Source organism: Parasphingopyxis algicola (assembly GCF_013378075.1).
Taxonomy (GTDB): Bacteria; Pseudomonadota; Alphaproteobacteria; order Sphingomonadales; family Sphingomonadaceae; genus Parasphingopyxis; species Parasphingopyxis algicola.
Genome location: NZ_CP051131.1, coordinates 1,315,436 through 1,332,267, shown reverse-complemented (window position 1 = coordinate 1,332,267; position 16,832 = coordinate 1,315,436). Strand labels below are relative to the sequence as shown.

The window sequence follows — 16,832 nt, the reverse complement described above, 5'->3', positions numbered from 1 at the left end:
CTTTCGTCAGACACTCTCCGGTTCCGCGATACATCAATTCGTCGATCCATACATCTTCCGCGTCGACGCCTGATAGGGGCGGCCATCCATGGCGTCTGCAAACCTTATTGCAAGCCGTTGCTCACGACAGGTCCGATGTCCGTTCGGGCTTCCAGCCGGGCCGGCCGAACGCATAGCCGATCCGCTCCCGCCAGCTCTTCGCCCGCCAGACGTCTTTCGCGATCATGCGCAATTCGCGAAAGTTGATCGCTAGCGGATTGGATGTGCCCAATTGTTCGGTCAGGCCGTAGACCGGGGTTTCCTCCTCGCGCTGATAGGTGCCGAAGAGCCGGTCCCAGAGGATCGGGTCGTCCACCCCCGACCCATGGATATAGCGCCTCAACAGCGCGCCCCCATGGCTGTACTCGGCGATCAGCGCATCGCCGTCATAGGTATAATAGGTGCTCGCCCATTACGCTTTCTGGGCCATTGCCCCAGGTGCGGTAGAGCCGGCCCAGCCCGTCATAGCGCAGATTGTAGAGCGTTCCGCCGCCCACGGTCGCGCTCGTCATCCGGTTCGCCGGATCATAGGCATAGGTGTCGGTTCCCGAACGCGTCAGGTTGCCACTGGCATCATAGCTGAAGCTAACCCCGACGGCGCTGGTATATTGGTTGAGGAGGCTAAAGCGGGGCAGCGGTTGGGGCGGAACTATTTAGGAGTTTAGCAAACTGTCATGTCTGGACGGCGCCCCGCGATCAAGGGTATTTGTTGAGATGCGATAGTTCGGGTGCGGTCATGTCTTCGGCCTGTTGGTGCGGGGTTTCCTAATCGGAATGTCCGCTGGCCCTGATGGTTGTCCGCGTGTGCTGGTTTGCCCCTATCACCGTATCGCGCTCTTTGGCGCAGACAGAGCACCGGGCTTTGCCAGCTTTTGTCCGGTTATAGCATCATCTCCAAGTCACCCGAGATAGTTGGCCGTGCGATTTCACGCAGCGGCGGTGTAAGGCTTCTGGCTCGCGAGAATGGCGTAGGCTATTCGGGCGAGCTTGTTGGCAAGCGCGACGGCGACCAGCTTGAACGGCTTGGAGGCCAGCAATGCCTTGGCCCATTTGCGTAACGGGTCACTGTGCCTCGCTGCATGGTGGAGAACCGCATGCGCGCCCACGACAAGCAGTTTCCTGATATAGCCATTGCCCATTTTGGTAATGCGCCCGAGACGTTCCTTGCCGCCCGACGAGTGTTGCCGTGGCACCAGTCCGAGGAACGCCGCAAACTCCCTTGGGCCGGAGAACTGGTCGATACCGCCCTCTGCGATGGTAGCAACAAGTGCCGAGGCGCTGAGCGGCCCGATGCCCGGTATCGACATCAGCAGCCTTGCCTGCGGGCAGGCTTTGGCGGCTGCCGCGATCTCCCTGTCGGATGCGGCGATGGCCGCGTCGAGATGGTGCAACTGTTCGACCACGGGCATCAGCGCTTCGGCAACACTGGCGGGCACATCTTCATGATCAGCTTCGATCAGCGCCGCCAGTGCCCGCCCGTGACACGCCCCTTGGGCCGCGATCACGCCAGCCTCCGCGAGATGACCGCGCAGTATGTTCAGGAGCTGGGTGCGCTGACTGACCAGCATCTCGCGCACCTTGTGCACCATCAGCGCGGCCTGGTTCTCGATACTGCGCACAGCCACGAACCGCATCGAGGGCCGGGTGACCGCCTCGCAGATCGCCGCTGCGTCAGCCGCATCGTTCTTCTGGCGTTTGACGTATGGCTTTACATAGGCTGGCGGCATCATCTTCACATCATGACCCAGCGCCATCAGCGCCCGGCCCCAGTGATGCGCGGACCCGCACGCCTCAAGGCCAACCCGGCACGGCGGCAACGAGGCAAAAAATGGCAATAACTGCGAACGGCGAAGCGAGCGCGCCACAACAATCCGCTCTTCCGTATCAACACAATGAACCTGGAAAACATGCTTGGCCAGATCGAGACCAACAACAGTGACAGACGACAAATCGGATGGTAATTTCGGCATCGGACGGTGCTCCATTGGCAGGTTGTTCAACGACAACACATGCCGTGGAGGACCGGAATACCCGAATCAAACCCTCAACAGAGCGCCGTCCACACCATCACCGTAATCCCTCTATTCAGAAAACGCAGAGATCATCACTTTCTTCTTGCGGGCGGGCGCTTCGCGAAGCTTCGACAGATCTTTCAAAAACTTGAGTAATTTCGTTTTCTGGTACCGGTTGAATATGGATGATTCTAGACATTTCGAACGCAGAGCTGAAATGGCAAGCTGAGTCTTCATTCGGCGAATGTGTCACAAACCGGCCCTCGAATTCTCCACGATATCCGTAGAGCGCTTGGTCACAAGGTTCATCTAGGCAATTTGGCCTCAACTCTCTAATAATTTCGGCGCCTCGGGCCGTGTTGGCGCTCAACCCAAGCCTCTCTTCCGGACATTCGTCCGACACTAACAGAACAGAAAAGCCCGGAATTGCGATAATTGATCCGTGAATGTGGTATACATCGTCATTTGACTGGTTTTCCTGCCCTTCCAACCAGCACGCGAGATTCACTTCGCCATTATCCTGCTCGCAACCATACAAGGCCAAGCAAGTGATAAGGAAAACCGAAACACGAGCTACTGCCATCGACAATTTCCGGGAAGAGGGTTTCTTCCTCTTATTGCCTGAGTCATTGCGCAAGAATTGAGCGCGCCACGCCTTATCCCCCTGTTAATTGCTTGTCCGGTCATCCCTGGCCGCCAAAGACCGGTAGTGAAACCAAGCTGGCGCACCACAACGCTTTCATAGTAATAAGCCGTCAATTCTCTTCGCGTGACGTCCGGCGCGCTACCAAACGACAATCCAGCTGCAAATTGTCGCGCATGGGTACCTTCGTGCACGAGTGTGGCCGTCAAATTATACTCCTCCACCTGTCCCCGACTCAAATGCGAATTGTGAGATGATAACATATCTGCGCTTGGCCCGGAAATCTGACCGAAATCAACATTGATGTTTGTAGCGCTGGTGGCTGAGCCCGTGGCAGATGAGGCATCCTCACCAGCCCCATTATCCAAGTCAAAGTTGCCAATCGTGACGCCGTTGCCATCACCCGCACTGCCTAGATGATCGGCAGTAGCTACCAGTTGATTTCCCACTCTGGTTCTTATCCTTGAACCTTCGTGGCGCATCGAGTTTCCTATCCGCCTTATCCGTCTTACGGATGATGCCACTGCATTGCATTGATCCCTATTAGCCGTACATTCATACGCCCCCGTCGGATCCGTCGCGTTCAACGGATCGTTCCCGACATAGGCATACATATTCATGCCGTCGTCATATCCGATGGGATCGGTCTGCATGAACCGGCCGAGGCTCGGCGAGTACATGCGGGCCTTGTAATAGTTGAGCCCGATCGCATTCAGACGCATCTGGCCGGTATAGCCGAACCGGCCGATATTGCCCGGCGACGGGATGCCCCAGTCGTCATAGGTGTTGCGTTCGAGAACCGTGCCCGCATTGTCGCTGATCCCGATGATCGAGCCGCGCTCGTCGGCATGGAGGAAGCGACGGTTCGAGGCGGCCGTGCTGGAGCCCTCATACCAGAGCAGCGGATCGTCCACGCCCGGCCCGTGGACATAGCGCCTCAGCAGCGCGCCCCCATGGCTGTATTCGGCGATCAGCGCATCGCCGTCATAGGTGTAATAGGTGCTCGCCCATTACGCTTTCTGGGCCATTGCCCCAGGTCCGGTAGAGCCGGCCGAGACCATCATAGCGCAGATTGTAGAGCGCATCGGATGTGCCGCTCGAATGGTCCGAGCAGCGGACACTGTTCGGATTCGCCTAAACCCGCGATCCCAATCCTCCCTAGAATATCGGCAGCTTTCGAAATCCCACAGCAACTTTTGCTAGGACACTTTTTGGGGCATCAGAGACACAGGCGCGAGTCTCTGCATGAAGCCGGTGCCAAAAGCGTCTCTTGTCCTTGGGAATCAGTGGCTTACGGCCAAAACCCCCGAAATCGCGGGACTTTTTCAGTCTATGGGCATAAAAAAGCGTGCAAAAACAATGATTTATGCGTGGTGCCGGATGTCCGACTCGAACGGACGACCTACCGCTTACAAGGCGGTTGCTCTACCAGCTGAGCTAATCCGGCGCGCCATGTGCAGGCGTCCCCATGCCCGCAAAGACCGCAGAGGTCCAGCCCCGTCTCACGGGGGCTCTCGCTCAGGGTATTTTGAGCAGCCGGTCCAGCGAAAGCGCGCCGCCGCCCCGCGCGATCAAAGGCACGAGGATCGCGATCCAGGTGAGGTGAAGCGCCCAGGCGCCTGGATAGACGAGGAACTGGATCACCAGGGTCATGATGAGGAGCGCCGTCGCGGACAGCCGGGTGAACAGGCCGAGTACGAGCAAGATCGGGAACAGATGTTCGGCGATCGTCGCGACGACGGCGGCAAAATCGGACGGAACGATCGGCAGCGCATATTCGTGTTCGAACAGCAGGAAGGTGCTGTCCTTGATCGAGAGACCCTCCACCTTGGTGCGCGCCGACAGCCAGAACACCCCGGAAATCGCGAGCCTCTGGAGCAGCGGCATCAGCCCGTCGGGTAGTCTCTCGCCCATCGCGGCAAGCCAGCGGAACGGAGCGAGGAGGGAGGAAGAAGTGGCGGCAGCGGTCTCGGCGGTCATGGATTGTCCTCTCGGTTGATGGTGAAGGCGCCGCTTCGTGCAACGCGCGTCAAAATGGCGGCGATGTCGGCGTCCGGATGACGGGCGATCGTATCGGTAGCGGCGACTCCCAACGGGTTGCCGGCCACGAGCATCGCAGCGAAATCGAAACTCGCTCGATCGAGCGGGTCGATGGCGACGGCCGTTCCGCGCTGAACGATCAGCGCCTGCTCGTTCCGCCAGTCCGGCGACAGCGATTTGGGTTGATCCGGGCCCTGATGCGCGCGCCAAATCGTGACGACCGGGGTCGGGAACCGCGCAAGATGCGCCGACGGAACGGGATTGAGCCAGACGCGCTCCGCCCGGTCGGGGGCAAGCGTCGCGAAGAAGTCCGGCCCGATCGGCTCGGCGGCGGCCGCATTGCGGGCCTGGGTCACCAGCCGTTCGAGGCGGGCCATGTCGGCGAGATAGGGAAGCATCCCGTGGAGCTGGCTGGCCGCGATCGTCTCGTCGAGACCGGCACCATAATCGGCCAGTATCGGCGATCGCGCCGCGGCTTTGCGGATATATTCGGATGCCAGCCGGTGAAAGACTTCCTCGCCGATCAACGCGGCCACGACCGGATAATTGGCGCGCAGCGCCTCGCGCAGCGCCTTGCGCCAAGTGTTGCGATAAACAGCGAAAGCGGGTCTGGCGAACGGGCCGGACTGGGGTGGCTGGTCGCGGACCAGGTCGTGGGTGAAACCGGCCTGGAATTCGGCGAGGCTAGGCATGGACGGGTTCGCGCTGGTGCGCGAGAATTGCCGCAGCCCGGTCGCGTTCGGCGATCAGCGCTTCGAACTCCGGAACATTGCCGTCGCGCTCGATCAGCGTCGGGCGCGGGCCGATTTCGGCGATCAAATCGCGGTACAGCTCCCAGACTGCTTCGGCTACGGGCGCGTCGTGACTGTCGATCAGCAGTGCGTCGCCCAGCGCCGGATCGACGCCGTGACCGGCGAGGTGGATCTCGCCAATCGCGGCATGATCGATAGTCGCGAGATAGGCGCGCGGATCGAAGTCCATATTGTTGGCGCTGACATGGACGTTGTTGACATCGACGAGCAGGCCGCAGCCCGTGCGATAGGCCAATGTGTTGAGAAACTCGGTCTCTTCCATCTCGTGGCCGTCGAGCGCCATGTAGAGCGACGGATTTTCGATCAGGATCGCGCGTCCGAGCGCATCCTGTACGATGTTGATATTGGCGGTGATCCGGTCGAGCGCTTCGGCGCTGCGCGGGAAGGGCAGCAGGTCTGGAAAGCAGGTATCGCCGAACCGCGACCAGGCCAGATGTTCGGACACGAGAAACGGCTCGAACGCGGTGACGAGATCGCGCAATTTGGTTAGATGCTCGGCATCCGGCGGGGCATCGCCGGCCAGCGAAAGGCCGACGCCGTGAATCGATAGCGGCCACGCCGCACGCAGCTGTTCCAGCATGGCGCGGCGCGGTCCGCTTTCGATCATATAGTTCTCGGCGTGAACCTCGAACCATAGGCCATCCGCCGCAGTGGACAGCGCGGCATCGAAATGCTGCGGCTTGAAACTGATCCCGGCGCTGGCGTTCATCGGGCCTCAGGCCTCGATCGGTTCCAACGACCCGTTGTGCCCGGCGGGCGTCTCGATGTCGGCGCAGGTGCCGGCCGGGACATAGGTCCAGGCATTGCCCTGATAGTCGACGGTCGACGTGCCGGCGCAGCTGGTGCCGGGGCCCGCGGCGCAATCGTTTTCGCCGGCAAGCGAAACGCCATAGCATCGTTCCTGCTCGGCATCGGTTGCGGCCACTTCGGTTACTTCGCCTTCGGTTGCCGTCTGCTCGGTCTGGCCGCCGCCACAGGCGGTGACAGCAAGGGCCGAGAGCGCAATGCTCAGCGGGGTAGGGGATAGGGCTTTCATCAGTGCATCCTCCAAATGGTACCTGGCATTGTGCGCAATGCCGTCCCATCATTCGTCGCACTCGGGGCAACGGTTACATGGCCGGCCCGTAATTTTCGAAACGCGCTGCGACGCGAAAGGCGTATTTAGGCCACGCCGAAGGTCCATCCCTCCGTGCAGGCCAGCCTGTCGTCGAGATCCTTCGGCTGCCAAAGCTCTGGATCGTCCGCGGCCCGTCTCAGCCAGGCGCTGGTCAGTATCGCGTCGGTGCTGTGATCGTCATAGCGGGCGAGCGGGGTGTGAGGATCGCTTTCGAGCGCCGCCAAAGCCGCGTCCAGACGGTCGGGCTCGCGCAGTTTCGTGGGGCCGGTGAGGCCGGCCGCCCGGGCGGCAATGCCGGTATAGATTTCGACGAGCAATGGTCCAGCGGCGGGCACGGGATCGAAAGGCCAGACAGGTATCCGGCTGCGGATGCGGTTGAGAATGCGCATGCCGGTGAGGCTGGATTTGCCGACCTGCGCCGCGCCGACCAGGTTGAAGCAGGAAACGGCGTTGCCGCGTTTCTGTTCGCGGCAGCGCCGCTCGGTCACGCGCAATCTTCCGAGCGGTCCTTCGAACCGGCTGCCCGTGATCGTTTCGCGCCCTGCCTGATAGCGGAAATGCCGGGCGAACTCCGCGTCCTCGAGCAGCGCTGAAGCGGACAGATGGGGTTCGGCGGCGCACAATGCGTCTATCCTGTCCCATAGCGCGAGGGCATCTGCGGGGCTGTCTGAAGAACCGGGGAAATAGGTCCCGCGATCGGCAAAGGGGAGGGCGGCCGAGAAATCGAAGCCGATCAGCATATCGGCTTGCGTGGCGGCGCGGGCCTCCAGCCAGCGCAGCGCATCGGCACGGGACCATCCGGTGTCGGACGCGACAAGGGCGGGCGCTTGCGCGTCCGCCCCTGTAACCGCCAGGGCTATGCCCCTGGGCCTTGCCACCGCCTGTCCCGACCAGTCGAAACAGGCGAATTGGGCAAAGCGGCGCATAGTTTGTCAGACCTTCGGATTAGCCTCAGGTATGGCACCGGCCCGCCCCCCTCTCCCGACCTCCCATTGAGTGTGCCTTAGTGGGAGGCCGGGAGGGGGAGTGAGCCGGTGCCGAACAGATTAGATGCCCGGGGGCGTCTTGTCTCCCGGATTGGACCGGTTGGCTTTGCCTTCCGTCCAGCGTTCGAGCAGCTTGTGCGCCGTCGGCCGGCCGCCGAGCCCGAAGGCGATGGCCGCCGCGACAGCTGCCGAACCGAGAATGGCCGCAAAGGCGATGACCACGATCTCGTCGGCGATCTGCATGAATTTGAGGCCCATGGCCGCAAACAGCGCAATGATCAGCCATTTGAGGATCGTCGGCAACATGCCGGCCGTTTCCCCGGTCGAGGTCGCCATCAGGTTGGACAGCAGACGGGCGAGCAGAATGCCGACCGCGATGATGACGAGCCCGAAGATCACCCGGCTGCCGAGCGCGACCACTTCGGTGACCATCGCCTGGACGGACCGGATCTCGAGCACTTCGATCGCGGCGACAGCCGATACCAGCATGATTGCGGTGAGGGCGATCGTACCGATGACCCGGCTCGCCTTGACGCTGGCCGGAACGAGACCCGAACCCGACGCCGCGTTGTCGACGCCGAACGCTTCCAGCAGCTGCTCGAGCCAGGCCTTGACCCAGCGGCCGATGAAATAGGCGATGCCGAGAATGAGCGCAGCGGCGATGATCCGCGGAATGAAGAAGGCGACATCATTCAGGATCGCCACCAGCGGGTCGGAGATCGAACTCAGCTGGAGGGCTTCAAGCGAGGCCGTTGCGAACGGAATGATGATCAGCACGAATACGATAATGCCGATCGCCGTACTCAGCGTCGTACGCCCCTCGGCCGCCGGCGTCGGGATATCGTCGCCACCGGTAATTTCGCCGGCGCCCGCGCGCGCGAGCCACTCATCGGCATTGATCGCCTTGAGCGCAGTTTCGACGATGCGCCGGACCACATTGGCGATGATGACGCCGAGGAAGAGGAGGAGGCCCGCACCGATCAGGTTCGGTACGAAACCGAATATGTCCGTCGTCAGTTCGCGCACGGGATCCAGCACGCCGCTGAGCTGCAGTGGCTGCAGCGCAACCACGAGGCCGACGAGCCATACGATCCAATAGGCGAGAGTGCCGATCTGGCTGCCGACGGTTTCGCCGGGTTCGGCCGCGCTGTGTTTCTGAAGTGCCGGTATCTTGTCGACCATGCGGGCGATGGCCCATTTGACCGCCTTGGCGATGAAATGCGTGATCAGCAGGATCAGAAGAGCCGCACCGATCTTGATCACCCATTCCCAGATCATCGGCCAATCTATGTCGCGATTGAGATCGAATTCCATGAAACTTCCCCTATTGCGCAAAAACGAGATTTGCTGCGCGCAAGATACGCCCTTTCAATGGCATTGCCTAATCAATCTTGGCGTTTGGCGCGCAATTTCTCCCAAAAAGCAAGGCGTTCCGCCACTTTCGCTTCAAATCCCCGGGGCGACGGTTTGTAGAAATCCTGCCGTTCTATCTCTTCCGGCCAGTAATCGTCGCCCGAAAAGGCATCGTCGCGCTCATGGTCATAGGCATAGCCCTTGCCATAGCCGACATCCTTCATCAGGCGCGTCGGCGCATTGAGGATATTCTTCGGCGGCATCAGCGAGCCGGTTTCCCTGGCGGATTTCCACGCGGCCTTTTGCGCCTTGTAGGCGGCGTTCGATTTCGGCGCGGTCGCGCAATAGAGACAGGCCTGGACGATGGCGAGTTCGCCTTCGGGGCTGCCGAGAAATTCGTAGGCGTCCTTGGCGGCGAGGCACTGGATCAGCGCCTGCGGATCGGCCAGGCCGATATCCTCGCTGGCGAAGCGGGTGATCCGCCGGAGAACGTAGAGCGGCTCCTCGCCCGCGACCAGCATCCGCGCCAGATAATAGAGCGATGCTTGCGGATCGGACCCGCGCATCGCCTTGTGCAGCGCCGAGATCAGATTGTAATGGCCCTCCCGATCCTTGTCGTAGACGGGCACGCGCCGATGGAGCATGTCGGCGAGATCCGCCGGATCGAGCGGCTCGGCCAGTTCGACGGAGAACAGGGTCTCGGCCTGGTTGAGCAGGAACCGGCCGTCGCCGTCGGCCGACGCGATCAGCGCTTCGCGCGCGGCATCCGTCAGCGGCAGCGGCCGGCCCTCATGCGTTTCGGCACGCTCCAGCAGCGTAGCCAGCGCGTCTGCATCCAGACGGTTCAGGATCAACACTTGGGCGCGGCTCAGCAGCGCGGAATTCAGCTCGAAAGACGGGTTTTCGGTCGTCGCGCCGACCAGCGTCACCGTGCCGTCCTCGACATAGGGGAGGAAGCCGTCCTGCTGGGCCCTGTTGAAACGGTGGATCTCGTCCACGAAGAGCAGGGTGCGCTTGCCCGCGCCCGCCATCTGCCGGGCTTCGGCAAAGGCTTTCTTCAGGTCCGCCACGCCGGAAAAGACGGCCGATATGGCGACGAAGCGCAGGCCCACGGCATCCGCCAGAAGCCGTGCGATCGTCGTCTTGCCGGTTCCGGGCGGGCCCCAGAAGATGATCGAGGCCAGTTTTCCGGCCGCGACCATCCGCCCGATCGGGCCGTCGGGGCCGGTCAGATGCTCCTGTCCCACGACATCGGCGAGCGTTTTCGGGCGCAGCAAATCGGCAAGCGGAGCGTCCGCCGCCGTGTCGTCTGCCGCTTCGTCGCTCGCGAACAAATCTGCCATGCCCGAGTTCTAGCCCAATTCGCCGACCGTTCCAGCCATCCCGAACACTCGCCTCTTGACAATATATCTAAGATATATTTTAGATAGATCGAAGAGTCCAAGGTTCAGGAGATATATGATGACCTATCGATATTGGCGCAGTTGCGGCTCGCGGCGTGGAATGGGCCTCCCCGAGGCGCTGTTGGCCATGCAGTTTGGCGGCTGGAACAGCGATTTCGGCGATTGGGGTACCCGCGGCCGCCGCCGTCGCCGCCGCCGGATGTTCGACTCCGGCGAACTCAGGCTCGTCCTGCTCAAGCTGATCGAGCAGGAGCCGCGCCACGGTTATGACCTGATCCGCGCCATCGAAGACATGACCGACGGCCAATATGTGCCGAGCGCCGGCGTGATCTATCCGACGTTGAGTCTGCTCGAGGATAGCAGCCTGATCGAGGCGCTGGAGAGCGATGGCGCCCGCAAGGCTTTTGCAATCACCGACGAGGGGCGGGCGGAACTCGAACAGAAGACCGAAGAGGTCGATGCGCTGATGGCGCGTCTTTCGCGGCACGGTGAAAGCGCGCGGCGCGGCGACAGCGCGTCGGTCAAGCGGGCAATGGGCAATCTGTTCGCGGTACTCGGACACCGACTATCGGAAAAAGGCATCGACGAAGCGCTGGTCCGCGAAGTGACCGATATTCTTGACGAGGCGGCGCAGCGGATCGAGCGGCTTTGACCGGACCGTTCAATCACTGTCGAGGCGGGCGTCCAGATCCTCGCGGATCTGCTCGGCCGTCGCGTGGTTTTTGAATACCCAGGTCGAGATCATGGAGCCGATCCCCGAAATGAGGAGAAAGGCCGCGAATCCGACGGCGTCGAGGCGGATCAGGAAAACCGCTATCCCCAATCCGAGAAAGGCGAAACTGATCAGGAATTTGAGCCACGGAACCATTGCCACACGGATAGCGGCAGATGGTTTCGCTCAGGTAAAGCCAACGCGACCCTAGGGCACCGGGCTGCGCGGCGGACCGGTCACGCCGTCGCTGCGCTGCCGTAGAACACGCAGATAGCCGTCGACGAGCGCCTGGTTCACCTGATCCCAACCATAGCGCTCGCTCGCCCGGCATCCTGCGACGCCCGCCGCTTTGCGGGCTTCCTCGTCCTCGCAATAGAGTTGCAGCGCATCGGCAAAGGCCTCGATCGCGCCGGGGCGGACGAGCCGCCCCGTGACACCGTCGTCAACGAGGCTTTGGCTTCCGGTTGCCTTCGCGGCGACGACCGGGAGGCCCGCCGCCATCGCTTCGAGCGTCACATTGCCGAACGTTTCGGTAATGCTCGGATTGAACAGCATGTCGAGCGAGGCCACGGCCCGGCCGAGATCGGCACCTTTCTGGAAACCCACGAACACGCCGTTCGGCAGCCTCCGCTCGAACCAGTCGCGCGCGGGCCCTTCGCCGATCACGAGGACTCGATGCCGTACGCCGCGCCGTTCGAGTTGGTCGATCGCGTCCGAATAGACATCGAGGCCCTTCTCCATGACGAGCCGCCCGACGAAACCGATCACGACCTCATCATCCTCTATCCCGTGGCTTCGCCGCCAAGCGAGGTCGCGATGTTCGGGATGGAATATCTCACGATCGATGCCGCGGGACCAGATGCCTACATCGTAGCTCATCCGCTGTTCGCGCAAGATCTGCGCCATGGATTCGGATGGCGCGAAGATCGCGTCGCAGCGGCGGTAGAAGCGCCGAAGCAGGGCGACGACGAGTGGCTCGAGAAAGGTCAGGCCGTAGTAGCGCGGATAGGTTTCGAAGCGCGTATGGACCGAAGCGACGGCGGGAATCTCCCAGCGCCGTGCGAGGCTGAGCGCGCGATGGCCGAGTATTTCGGGGCTCGCTATGTGAAAAATATTGGGTGCGAAATCGGCGATATCCCGCCGCACATTGCCGGGCAGGCGCAACGGCGCCCGATATTCGGCCCGGCCGGGAAGCGCGAGAGCGGGGACATGGACGAGATCGCCGGTCGCCTCGAAATCGGGTTCCTCGACCGTCGGTGAATAGACGCGCACGGCGGCGCCCTGGCTCAGCAGATAGCCTACCAGCCGGTTGAGGGCCTGGTTCGCGCCGTCGCGGACATAGTTATAGTTGCCGCTGAACAGGGCGATGCGGAGATCGGTGACGTTCATCATGACGGGATAATCGCTTGCGTCCGAAAGGCCAATGCCGGGCGAGGGAGCCCGGCGCGACGTGAAAAAGCCCCGCCGGATCGCACCGGCGGGGCTGTTTTCCTTGGCAGGACCGGACAGGGCTTAGCTTTCGCTGGCCTCCGTCTCGGCGGTCGCCTCTTCCTCTGCCGGTTCGGCGGCGGCTTCCTGGGCGGCGAGCATCGCGTCCTGCATCTTCTTCTGCTGGGCACGCAGTGCAGCATCGCGCGAGGACGCCGTCACCCGGACGCGGTTCATGCCCGCACCGGTGCCCGCCGGGATCAACCGGCCGACAATGACGTTTTCCTTCAGGCCCTGCAGCGTATCGATCTTGCCCTGGACGGCGGCCTCGGTGAGGACGCGCGTCGTTTCCTGGAACGAGGCGGCCGAGATGAAGCTGCGGGTCTGCAGCGACGCCTTGGTAATGCCGAGCAGCACGGGCTTGCCCTGGGCCTTCTTCTTGCCCTTGCCAAGCTTCTCGTTGATCTCGTTCATTTCCGCTTCGTCGAGCTGTTCGCCGGCGAGCAGCGTGGTGTCGCCGCCATCGGTGATTTCGACCTTCTGAAGCATCTGACGAACGATCGTCTCGATATGCTTGTCGTTGATCTTCACGCCCTGCAGACGATAAACCTCCTGGATCTCGGAAACGAGATATTCGGCCAGCGCCTCGACGCCGAGAACTTCGAGAATGTCGTGCGGATCGGGCGAACCGGCAACGAGGTCGTCGCCCTTCTTGACGAAATCGCCTTCCTGCACGTCGATGATCTTGGTCTTGGGGATCAGATATTCGACCGGATCGCCCTCTTCCGGAACGATCGCGATCTTGCGCTTCGCCTTATAGTCGCGGACGAATTCGATGCGCCCGTCGATCTTGGCAATGACCGCATTGTCCTTCGGAACGCGGGCTTCGAAAAGCTCGGCGACGCGAGGCAGACCACCGGTGATGTCGCGCGTCTTGGCGGCTTCGCGCGGCAGTCGGGCGACGATATCGCCCTCGTGCAGCTCTTGGCCGTCCTCGACCGAGATGACCGCGCCGGGGATCAGGCGGTAGACGCCTGCCTCGCCGCTATCGGCGTCAAGCAGCGTGATGCGCGGCTTGAGATCGTCTTTTTTGGACTTGGCCTGGTCTTCGGTCACGACGCGCTGGGTGATGCCCGTCGCTTCGTCGGTCTCTTCCTTGACCGTGCGTCCGTCGACAATGTCCTGGAACTTCGCCGTACCGCCCTTTTCGGTGATGACCGGGGCGTAGCTCGGATCCCATTCGGCGATCCGATCGCCCTTGGCGACCTTTTCGCCGTCCTTCTGGAGCAGACGTGCGCCATAGGGAACACGGAACACGCCGACTTCGCGGCCTTCCTCGTCGATGATCGCGAGTTCGCCCGAACGGGAGAGAGCCAGCGTCCGCTTCTTGCTGTCGACGATGGCGTTGAGCTCGCGATATTCGAGCTTGCCGTCGGCCGGCGATTCGAGGTTCGACTGCTCGTTGAGCTGAGCGGCGCCGCCGATATGGAAGGTCCGCATCGTCAGCTGAGTGCCAGGCTCGCCGATCGACTGGGCGGCGATAACGCCGACCGCTTCGCCGATATTCACCGGCGTACCGCGGGCGAGGTCGCGACCATAGCATTTGCCGCACACGCCGACCTTCGATTCGCAGGTCAGCGGCGAACGAATCTGGACCGACTGGACGCCGGATTCCTCGACGGCAAGCGCCATCGGTTCGTCCATCATCTGACCGGCCTTGACGATCACCTCGTCGGTCTTGCCGTCGACAATGTCTTCGGCAGCCGTGCGGCCGAGGATACGCTCGGACAGCGTCGCAATGGTCGAACCGCCCTGGACGATGGCTTTCATCTCCAGGCTGTTCTTCGTCTTGCAGTCTTCCTCGACGATCGTGCAATCCTGCGACACGTCGACCAGGCGACGGGTCAGATAACCCGAGTTCGCCGTCTTGAGCGCCGTATCCGCGAGGCCCTTGCGGGCGCCGTGGGTCGAGTTGAAATATTCGAGAACCGTCAGGCCTTCCTTGAAGTTCGACAGGATCGGCGTCTCGATGATCTCGCCCGACGGCTTGGCCATCAGGCCGCGCATGCCGGCCAGCTGCTTCATCTGGGCGGGGCTGCCGCGGGCGCCGGAGTGCGACATCATGTAGATCGAGTTGATCTCCTTCTCGCGGCCGTCGTCATCCTTCGGCGTCGCCCGGATCTCGTCCATCATCGCATTGGCGACCTGGTCCGAACAGCGGCTCCAGGCGTCGATCACCTTGTTGTACTTTTCCTGCTGGGTGATCAGGCCGTCCTGATACTGTTGCTCGTAATCGGCCACCAGCGCGCGAGTTTCCTCGACGAGCGGGTCCTTCGCGTCGGGGATGATCATGTCGTCCTTGCCGAACGAGATGCCGGCCTTGAACGCGTGGCGGAAGCCCAGCGCCATGATGCCGTCGGCGAACAGCACAGTGTCCTTCTGGCCCGTGTGGCGATAGACGATATCGATAACGTCGCCGATCTCCTTCTTGGTGAGGAGGCGGTTGATCGTTTCGAACGGCACCTTGTGCGACTGGGGCAGCTTTTCGCCGATCAGCATGCGGCCCGGCGTGGTCTCGACGCGCTGCATATAGGTGTTGCCGTCTTCGTCCGTCTGCGGGACGCGGCTCGTGATCTTCGAGTGGAGCGTCACAGCGCCGACCTCGAGCGCCTGATGCACTTCGGTGATGTCGGCGAGGATCGATCCTTCGCCCGGCTCGCCTTCGCGGTCCATAGACAGATAGTAGATGCCGAGCACCATGTCCTGCGAGGGGACGATGATCGGCTTGCCGTTGGCGGGCGAGAGGATGTTGTTCGTGGACATCATCAGCACGCGCGCTTCCAGCTGGGCCTCGAGGCTCAGCGGGACGTGCACGGCCATCTGGTCGCCGTCGAAGTCGGCGTTGAACGCGGCGCAGACCAGCGGGTGCAGCTGGATCGCCTTGCCCTCGATCAGGACCGGCTCGAACGCCTGGATGCCGAGGCGGTGAAGCGTCGGCGCGCGGTTCAGCATGACCGGATGTTCGCGGATCACCTCGTCGAGGATATCCCAGACTTCCTTGCGCTCCTTCTCGACCCATTTCTTGGCCTGTTTGAGCGTCATGGAGAGGCCCTTGGCGTCGAGGCGGGCGTAGATGAACGGCTTGAACAGTTCGAGCGCCATCTTCTTCGGCAGACCGCACTGGTGCAGCTTGAGTTCCGGACCTGTCACGATGACCGACCGGCCAGAATAGTCGACGCGCTTGCCGAGCAGGTTCTGGCGGAAGCGGCCCTGTTTGCCCTTGAGCATGTCCGAAAGACTCTTCAGCGGACGCTTGTTGGCGCCCGTGATCGTCCGGCCGCGGCGGCCGTTATCGAACAGAGCGTCGACCGATTCCTGCAACATGCGCTTCTCGTTGCGGACGATGATGTCCGGCGCGCGCAGCTCCATGAGGCGCTTGAGGCGGTTGTTGCGGTTGATCACGCGGCGATAGAGATCGTTGAGATCCGACGTCGCGAAGCGGCCGCCGTCCAGCGGCACCAGCGGGCGCAGCTCGGGCGGGATGACCGGCACGATGTCGAGGATCATCCATTCGGGGCGGTTGCCGCTCTCGATGAAGCTCTCGACGACCTTCAGCCGCTTGATGATCTTCTTCGGCTTCAGCGTCGACTTGGTCGTCGCCAGATCCTCGAGCAGATCTTCCTTTTCCTGTTCGAGATCGAGATCGATCAGCATATGCTTGACGGCCTCGGCGCCGATGCCGGCGGAGAAGGCGTCCTCGCCATATTCGTCCTGCGCTTCGAGCAGCTCGTCTTCGGTCAGCAGCTGGAATTTCTCCAGTGCGGTAAGGCCCGGCTCGATGACGACATATTGTTCGAAATAGAGAATCCGTTCGAGCTGTTTGAGCTGCATGTCGAGCAGAAGACCGATGCGGCTCGGCAGCGACTTCAGGAACCAGATATGCGCAACCGGCGCCGCGAGGTCGATATGCCCCATCCGTTCGCGGCGGACCTTCGACACGGTGACTTCGACACCGCATTTCTCGCAGACAATGCCCTTGTATTTCATCCGCTTATACTTGCCGCACAGGCACTCATAATCCTTGATCGGACCGAAAATGCGCGCGCAGAACAGACCGTCACGCTCGGGCTTGAACGTGCGATAGTTGATCGTTTCCGGCTTCTTGATCTCGCCGAAAGACCAGCTACGAATCTTCTCGGGGCTCGCAAGGCCGATCTGGATCTGGTCGAACGTCTCCGGTTTGGCGACGGGGTTCTGGAAATTGGTCAGTTCGTTCATGTCTGATCC

The 16,832-nt window shown here is 61.9% G+C and carries 16 protein-coding genes and 1 tRNA gene; 1 reads left to right on the top strand and 16 read right to left on the bottom strand.

Going from position 1 to position 16,832, the window contains the following annotated elements; translation table 11 throughout:
- Nucleotides 1-121: 121 nt before the first annotated feature.
- The 13 genes from HFP57_RS06655 to HFP57_RS06595 form a co-directional block, all read right to left on the bottom strand.
- Nucleotides 122-382, bottom strand: coding sequence for a hypothetical protein (locus HFP57_RS06655; protein WP_176869048.1), 261 nt, complete (start codon nt 380-382; stop codon nt 122-124).
- Nucleotides 383-425: 43 nt separating this feature from the next.
- Nucleotides 426-551 (bottom strand): hypothetical protein, encoded by a 126-nt coding sequence (locus tag HFP57_RS18255; RefSeq protein ID WP_246263448.1) that lies wholly within the window; start codon nt 549-551, stop codon nt 426-428.
- Between the two features lie 414 nt (nt 552-965).
- Nucleotides 966-1,988: an IS110 family RNA-guided transposase gene (locus HFP57_RS06645; protein WP_176871184.1), complete on the bottom strand. Its 1,023-nt coding sequence runs from the start codon at nt 1,986-1,988 to the stop codon at nt 966-968.
- 136 nt (nt 1,989-2,124) lie between these two features.
- The gene (locus HFP57_RS06640) at nt 2,125-2,634 is read right to left on the bottom strand and encodes a hypothetical protein (protein WP_176869047.1); all 510 of its coding nucleotides are present in this window, start codon (nt 2,632-2,634) and stop codon (nt 2,125-2,127) included.
- Nucleotides 2,625-3,608 (bottom strand): RHS repeat-associated core domain-containing protein, encoded by a 984-nt coding sequence (locus HFP57_RS06635; RefSeq protein WP_246263446.1) that lies wholly within the window; start codon nt 3,606-3,608, stop codon nt 2,625-2,627. The genes HFP57_RS06640 and HFP57_RS06635 overlap by 10 nt, the downstream gene beginning before the upstream one ends.
- Before the next feature lie 457 nt (nt 3,609-4,065).
- Nucleotides 4,066-4,141: transfer RNA gene (locus HFP57_RS06630), tRNA-Thr, on the bottom strand.
- Nucleotides 4,142-4,212: 71 nt separating this feature from the next.
- Entirely contained in the window at nt 4,213-4,608 is a 396-nt protein-coding gene (locus HFP57_RS06625) for a DoxX family protein (RefSeq protein WP_176871182.1), read from the bottom strand.
- Nucleotides 4,609-4,670: 62 nt separating this feature from the next.
- Nucleotides 4,671-5,426 (bottom strand): HvfC/BufC N-terminal domain-containing protein, encoded by a 756-nt coding sequence (locus tag HFP57_RS06620; protein ID WP_176869046.1) that lies wholly within the window; start codon nt 5,424-5,426, stop codon nt 4,671-4,673.
- A complete protein-coding gene (gene bufB, locus HFP57_RS06615) occupies nt 5,419-6,255 on the bottom strand; it encodes an MNIO family bufferin maturase (protein WP_176869045.1) in 837 nt (278 codons plus the stop codon). The genes HFP57_RS06620 and bufB overlap by 8 nt, the downstream gene beginning before the upstream one ends.
- A 6-nt stretch (nt 6,256-6,261) precedes the next feature.
- Nucleotides 6,262-6,582, bottom strand: coding sequence for a BufA1 family periplasmic bufferin-type metallophore (locus HFP57_RS06610; RefSeq protein ID WP_176869044.1), 321 nt, complete (start codon nt 6,580-6,582; stop codon nt 6,262-6,264).
- Nucleotides 6,583-6,707: 125 nt separating this feature from the next.
- Nucleotides 6,708-7,589: a hypothetical protein gene (locus HFP57_RS06605; RefSeq protein WP_176869043.1), complete on the bottom strand. Its 882-nt coding sequence runs from the start codon at nt 7,587-7,589 to the stop codon at nt 6,708-6,710.
- Nucleotides 7,590-7,709: 120 nt separating this feature from the next.
- Nucleotides 7,710-8,963 carry a mechanosensitive ion channel gene (locus HFP57_RS06600; protein ID WP_176869042.1) on the bottom strand — a complete coding sequence of 418 codons (1,254 nt, stop codon included), beginning with the start codon at nt 8,961-8,963 and terminating at the stop codon, nt 7,710-7,712.
- A 71-nt stretch (nt 8,964-9,034) separates the two neighbouring features.
- Entirely contained in the window at nt 9,035-10,345 is a 1,311-nt protein-coding gene (locus HFP57_RS06595; RefSeq protein ID WP_176869041.1) for a replication-associated recombination protein A, read from the bottom strand.
- A 118-nt stretch (nt 10,346-10,463) separates the two neighbouring features.
- On the opposite strand from HFP57_RS06595, the gene HFP57_RS06590 reads away from it, so the two are divergent.
- Complete coding sequence (locus HFP57_RS06590) at nt 10,464-11,057, top strand: PadR family transcriptional regulator (RefSeq protein ID WP_246263444.1); 594 nt, start codon at nt 10,464-10,466, stop codon at nt 11,055-11,057.
- A gap of 9 nt (nt 11,058-11,066) precedes the next feature.
- Here the strand turns inward: HFP57_RS06590 and HFP57_RS06585 are convergent, their stop codons facing one another.
- The 3 genes from HFP57_RS06585 to rpoC form a co-directional block, all read right to left on the bottom strand.
- A complete protein-coding gene (locus HFP57_RS06585) occupies nt 11,067-11,279 on the bottom strand; it encodes a hypothetical protein (RefSeq protein ID WP_176869040.1) in 213 nt (70 codons plus the stop codon).
- A 45-nt stretch (nt 11,280-11,324) separates the two neighbouring features.
- Nucleotides 11,325-12,506: a glycosyltransferase family 4 protein gene (locus tag HFP57_RS06580; protein WP_176871180.1), complete on the bottom strand. Its 1,182-nt coding sequence runs from the start codon at nt 12,504-12,506 to the stop codon at nt 11,325-11,327.
- Between the two features lie 123 nt (nt 12,507-12,629).
- Nucleotides 12,630-16,823 (bottom strand): DNA-directed RNA polymerase subunit beta', encoded by a 4,194-nt coding sequence (gene rpoC / locus HFP57_RS06575; protein ID WP_176869039.1) that lies wholly within the window; start codon nt 16,821-16,823, stop codon nt 12,630-12,632.
- Nucleotides 16,824-16,832: the final 9 nt, after the last annotated feature.

Excerpts from the sequence above, each read along its gene's own strand:
- HFP57_RS18255 (WP_246263448.1), bottom strand. The coding sequence starts at position 551 with ATGACGAGCGCGACCGTGGGCGGCGGAACGCTCTACAATCTGCGCTAT.
- HFP57_RS06640 (WP_176869047.1), bottom strand. The coding sequence starts at position 2,634 with ATGGCAGTAGCTCGTGTTTCGGTTTTCCTTATCACTTGCTTGGCCTTG.
- HFP57_RS06625 (WP_176871182.1), bottom strand. The coding sequence starts at position 4,608 with ATGGGCGAGAGACTACCCGACGGGCTGATGCCGCTGCTCCAGAGGCTC.
- HFP57_RS06620 (WP_176869046.1), bottom strand. The coding sequence starts at position 5,426 with ATGCCTAGCCTCGCCGAATTCCAGGCCGGTTTCACCCACGACCTGGTC.
- bufB (WP_176869045.1), bottom strand. The coding sequence starts at position 6,255 with ATGAACGCCAGCGCCGGGATCAGTTTCAAGCCGCAGCATTTCGATGCC.
- HFP57_RS06610 (WP_176869044.1), bottom strand. The coding sequence starts at position 6,582 with ATGAAAGCCCTATCCCCTACCCCGCTGAGCATTGCGCTCTCGGCCCTT.
- HFP57_RS06605 (WP_176869043.1), bottom strand. The coding sequence starts at position 7,589 with ATGCGCCGCTTTGCCCAATTCGCCTGTTTCGACTGGTCGGGACAGGCG.
- HFP57_RS06600 (WP_176869042.1), bottom strand. The coding sequence starts at position 8,963 with ATGGAATTCGATCTCAATCGCGACATAGATTGGCCGATGATCTGGGAA.
- HFP57_RS06595 (WP_176869041.1), bottom strand. The coding sequence starts at position 10,345 with ATGGCAGATTTGTTCGCGAGCGACGAAGCGGCAGACGACACGGCGGCG.
- HFP57_RS06590 (WP_246263444.1), top strand. The coding sequence starts at position 10,464 with ATGACCTATCGATATTGGCGCAGTTGCGGCTCGCGGCGTGGAATGGGC.
- HFP57_RS06580 (WP_176871180.1), bottom strand. The coding sequence starts at position 12,506 with ATGAACGTCACCGATCTCCGCATCGCCCTGTTCAGCGGCAACTATAAC.
- rpoC (WP_176869039.1), bottom strand. The coding sequence starts at position 16,823 with ATGAACGAACTGACCAATTTCCAGAACCCCGTCGCCAAACCGGAGACG.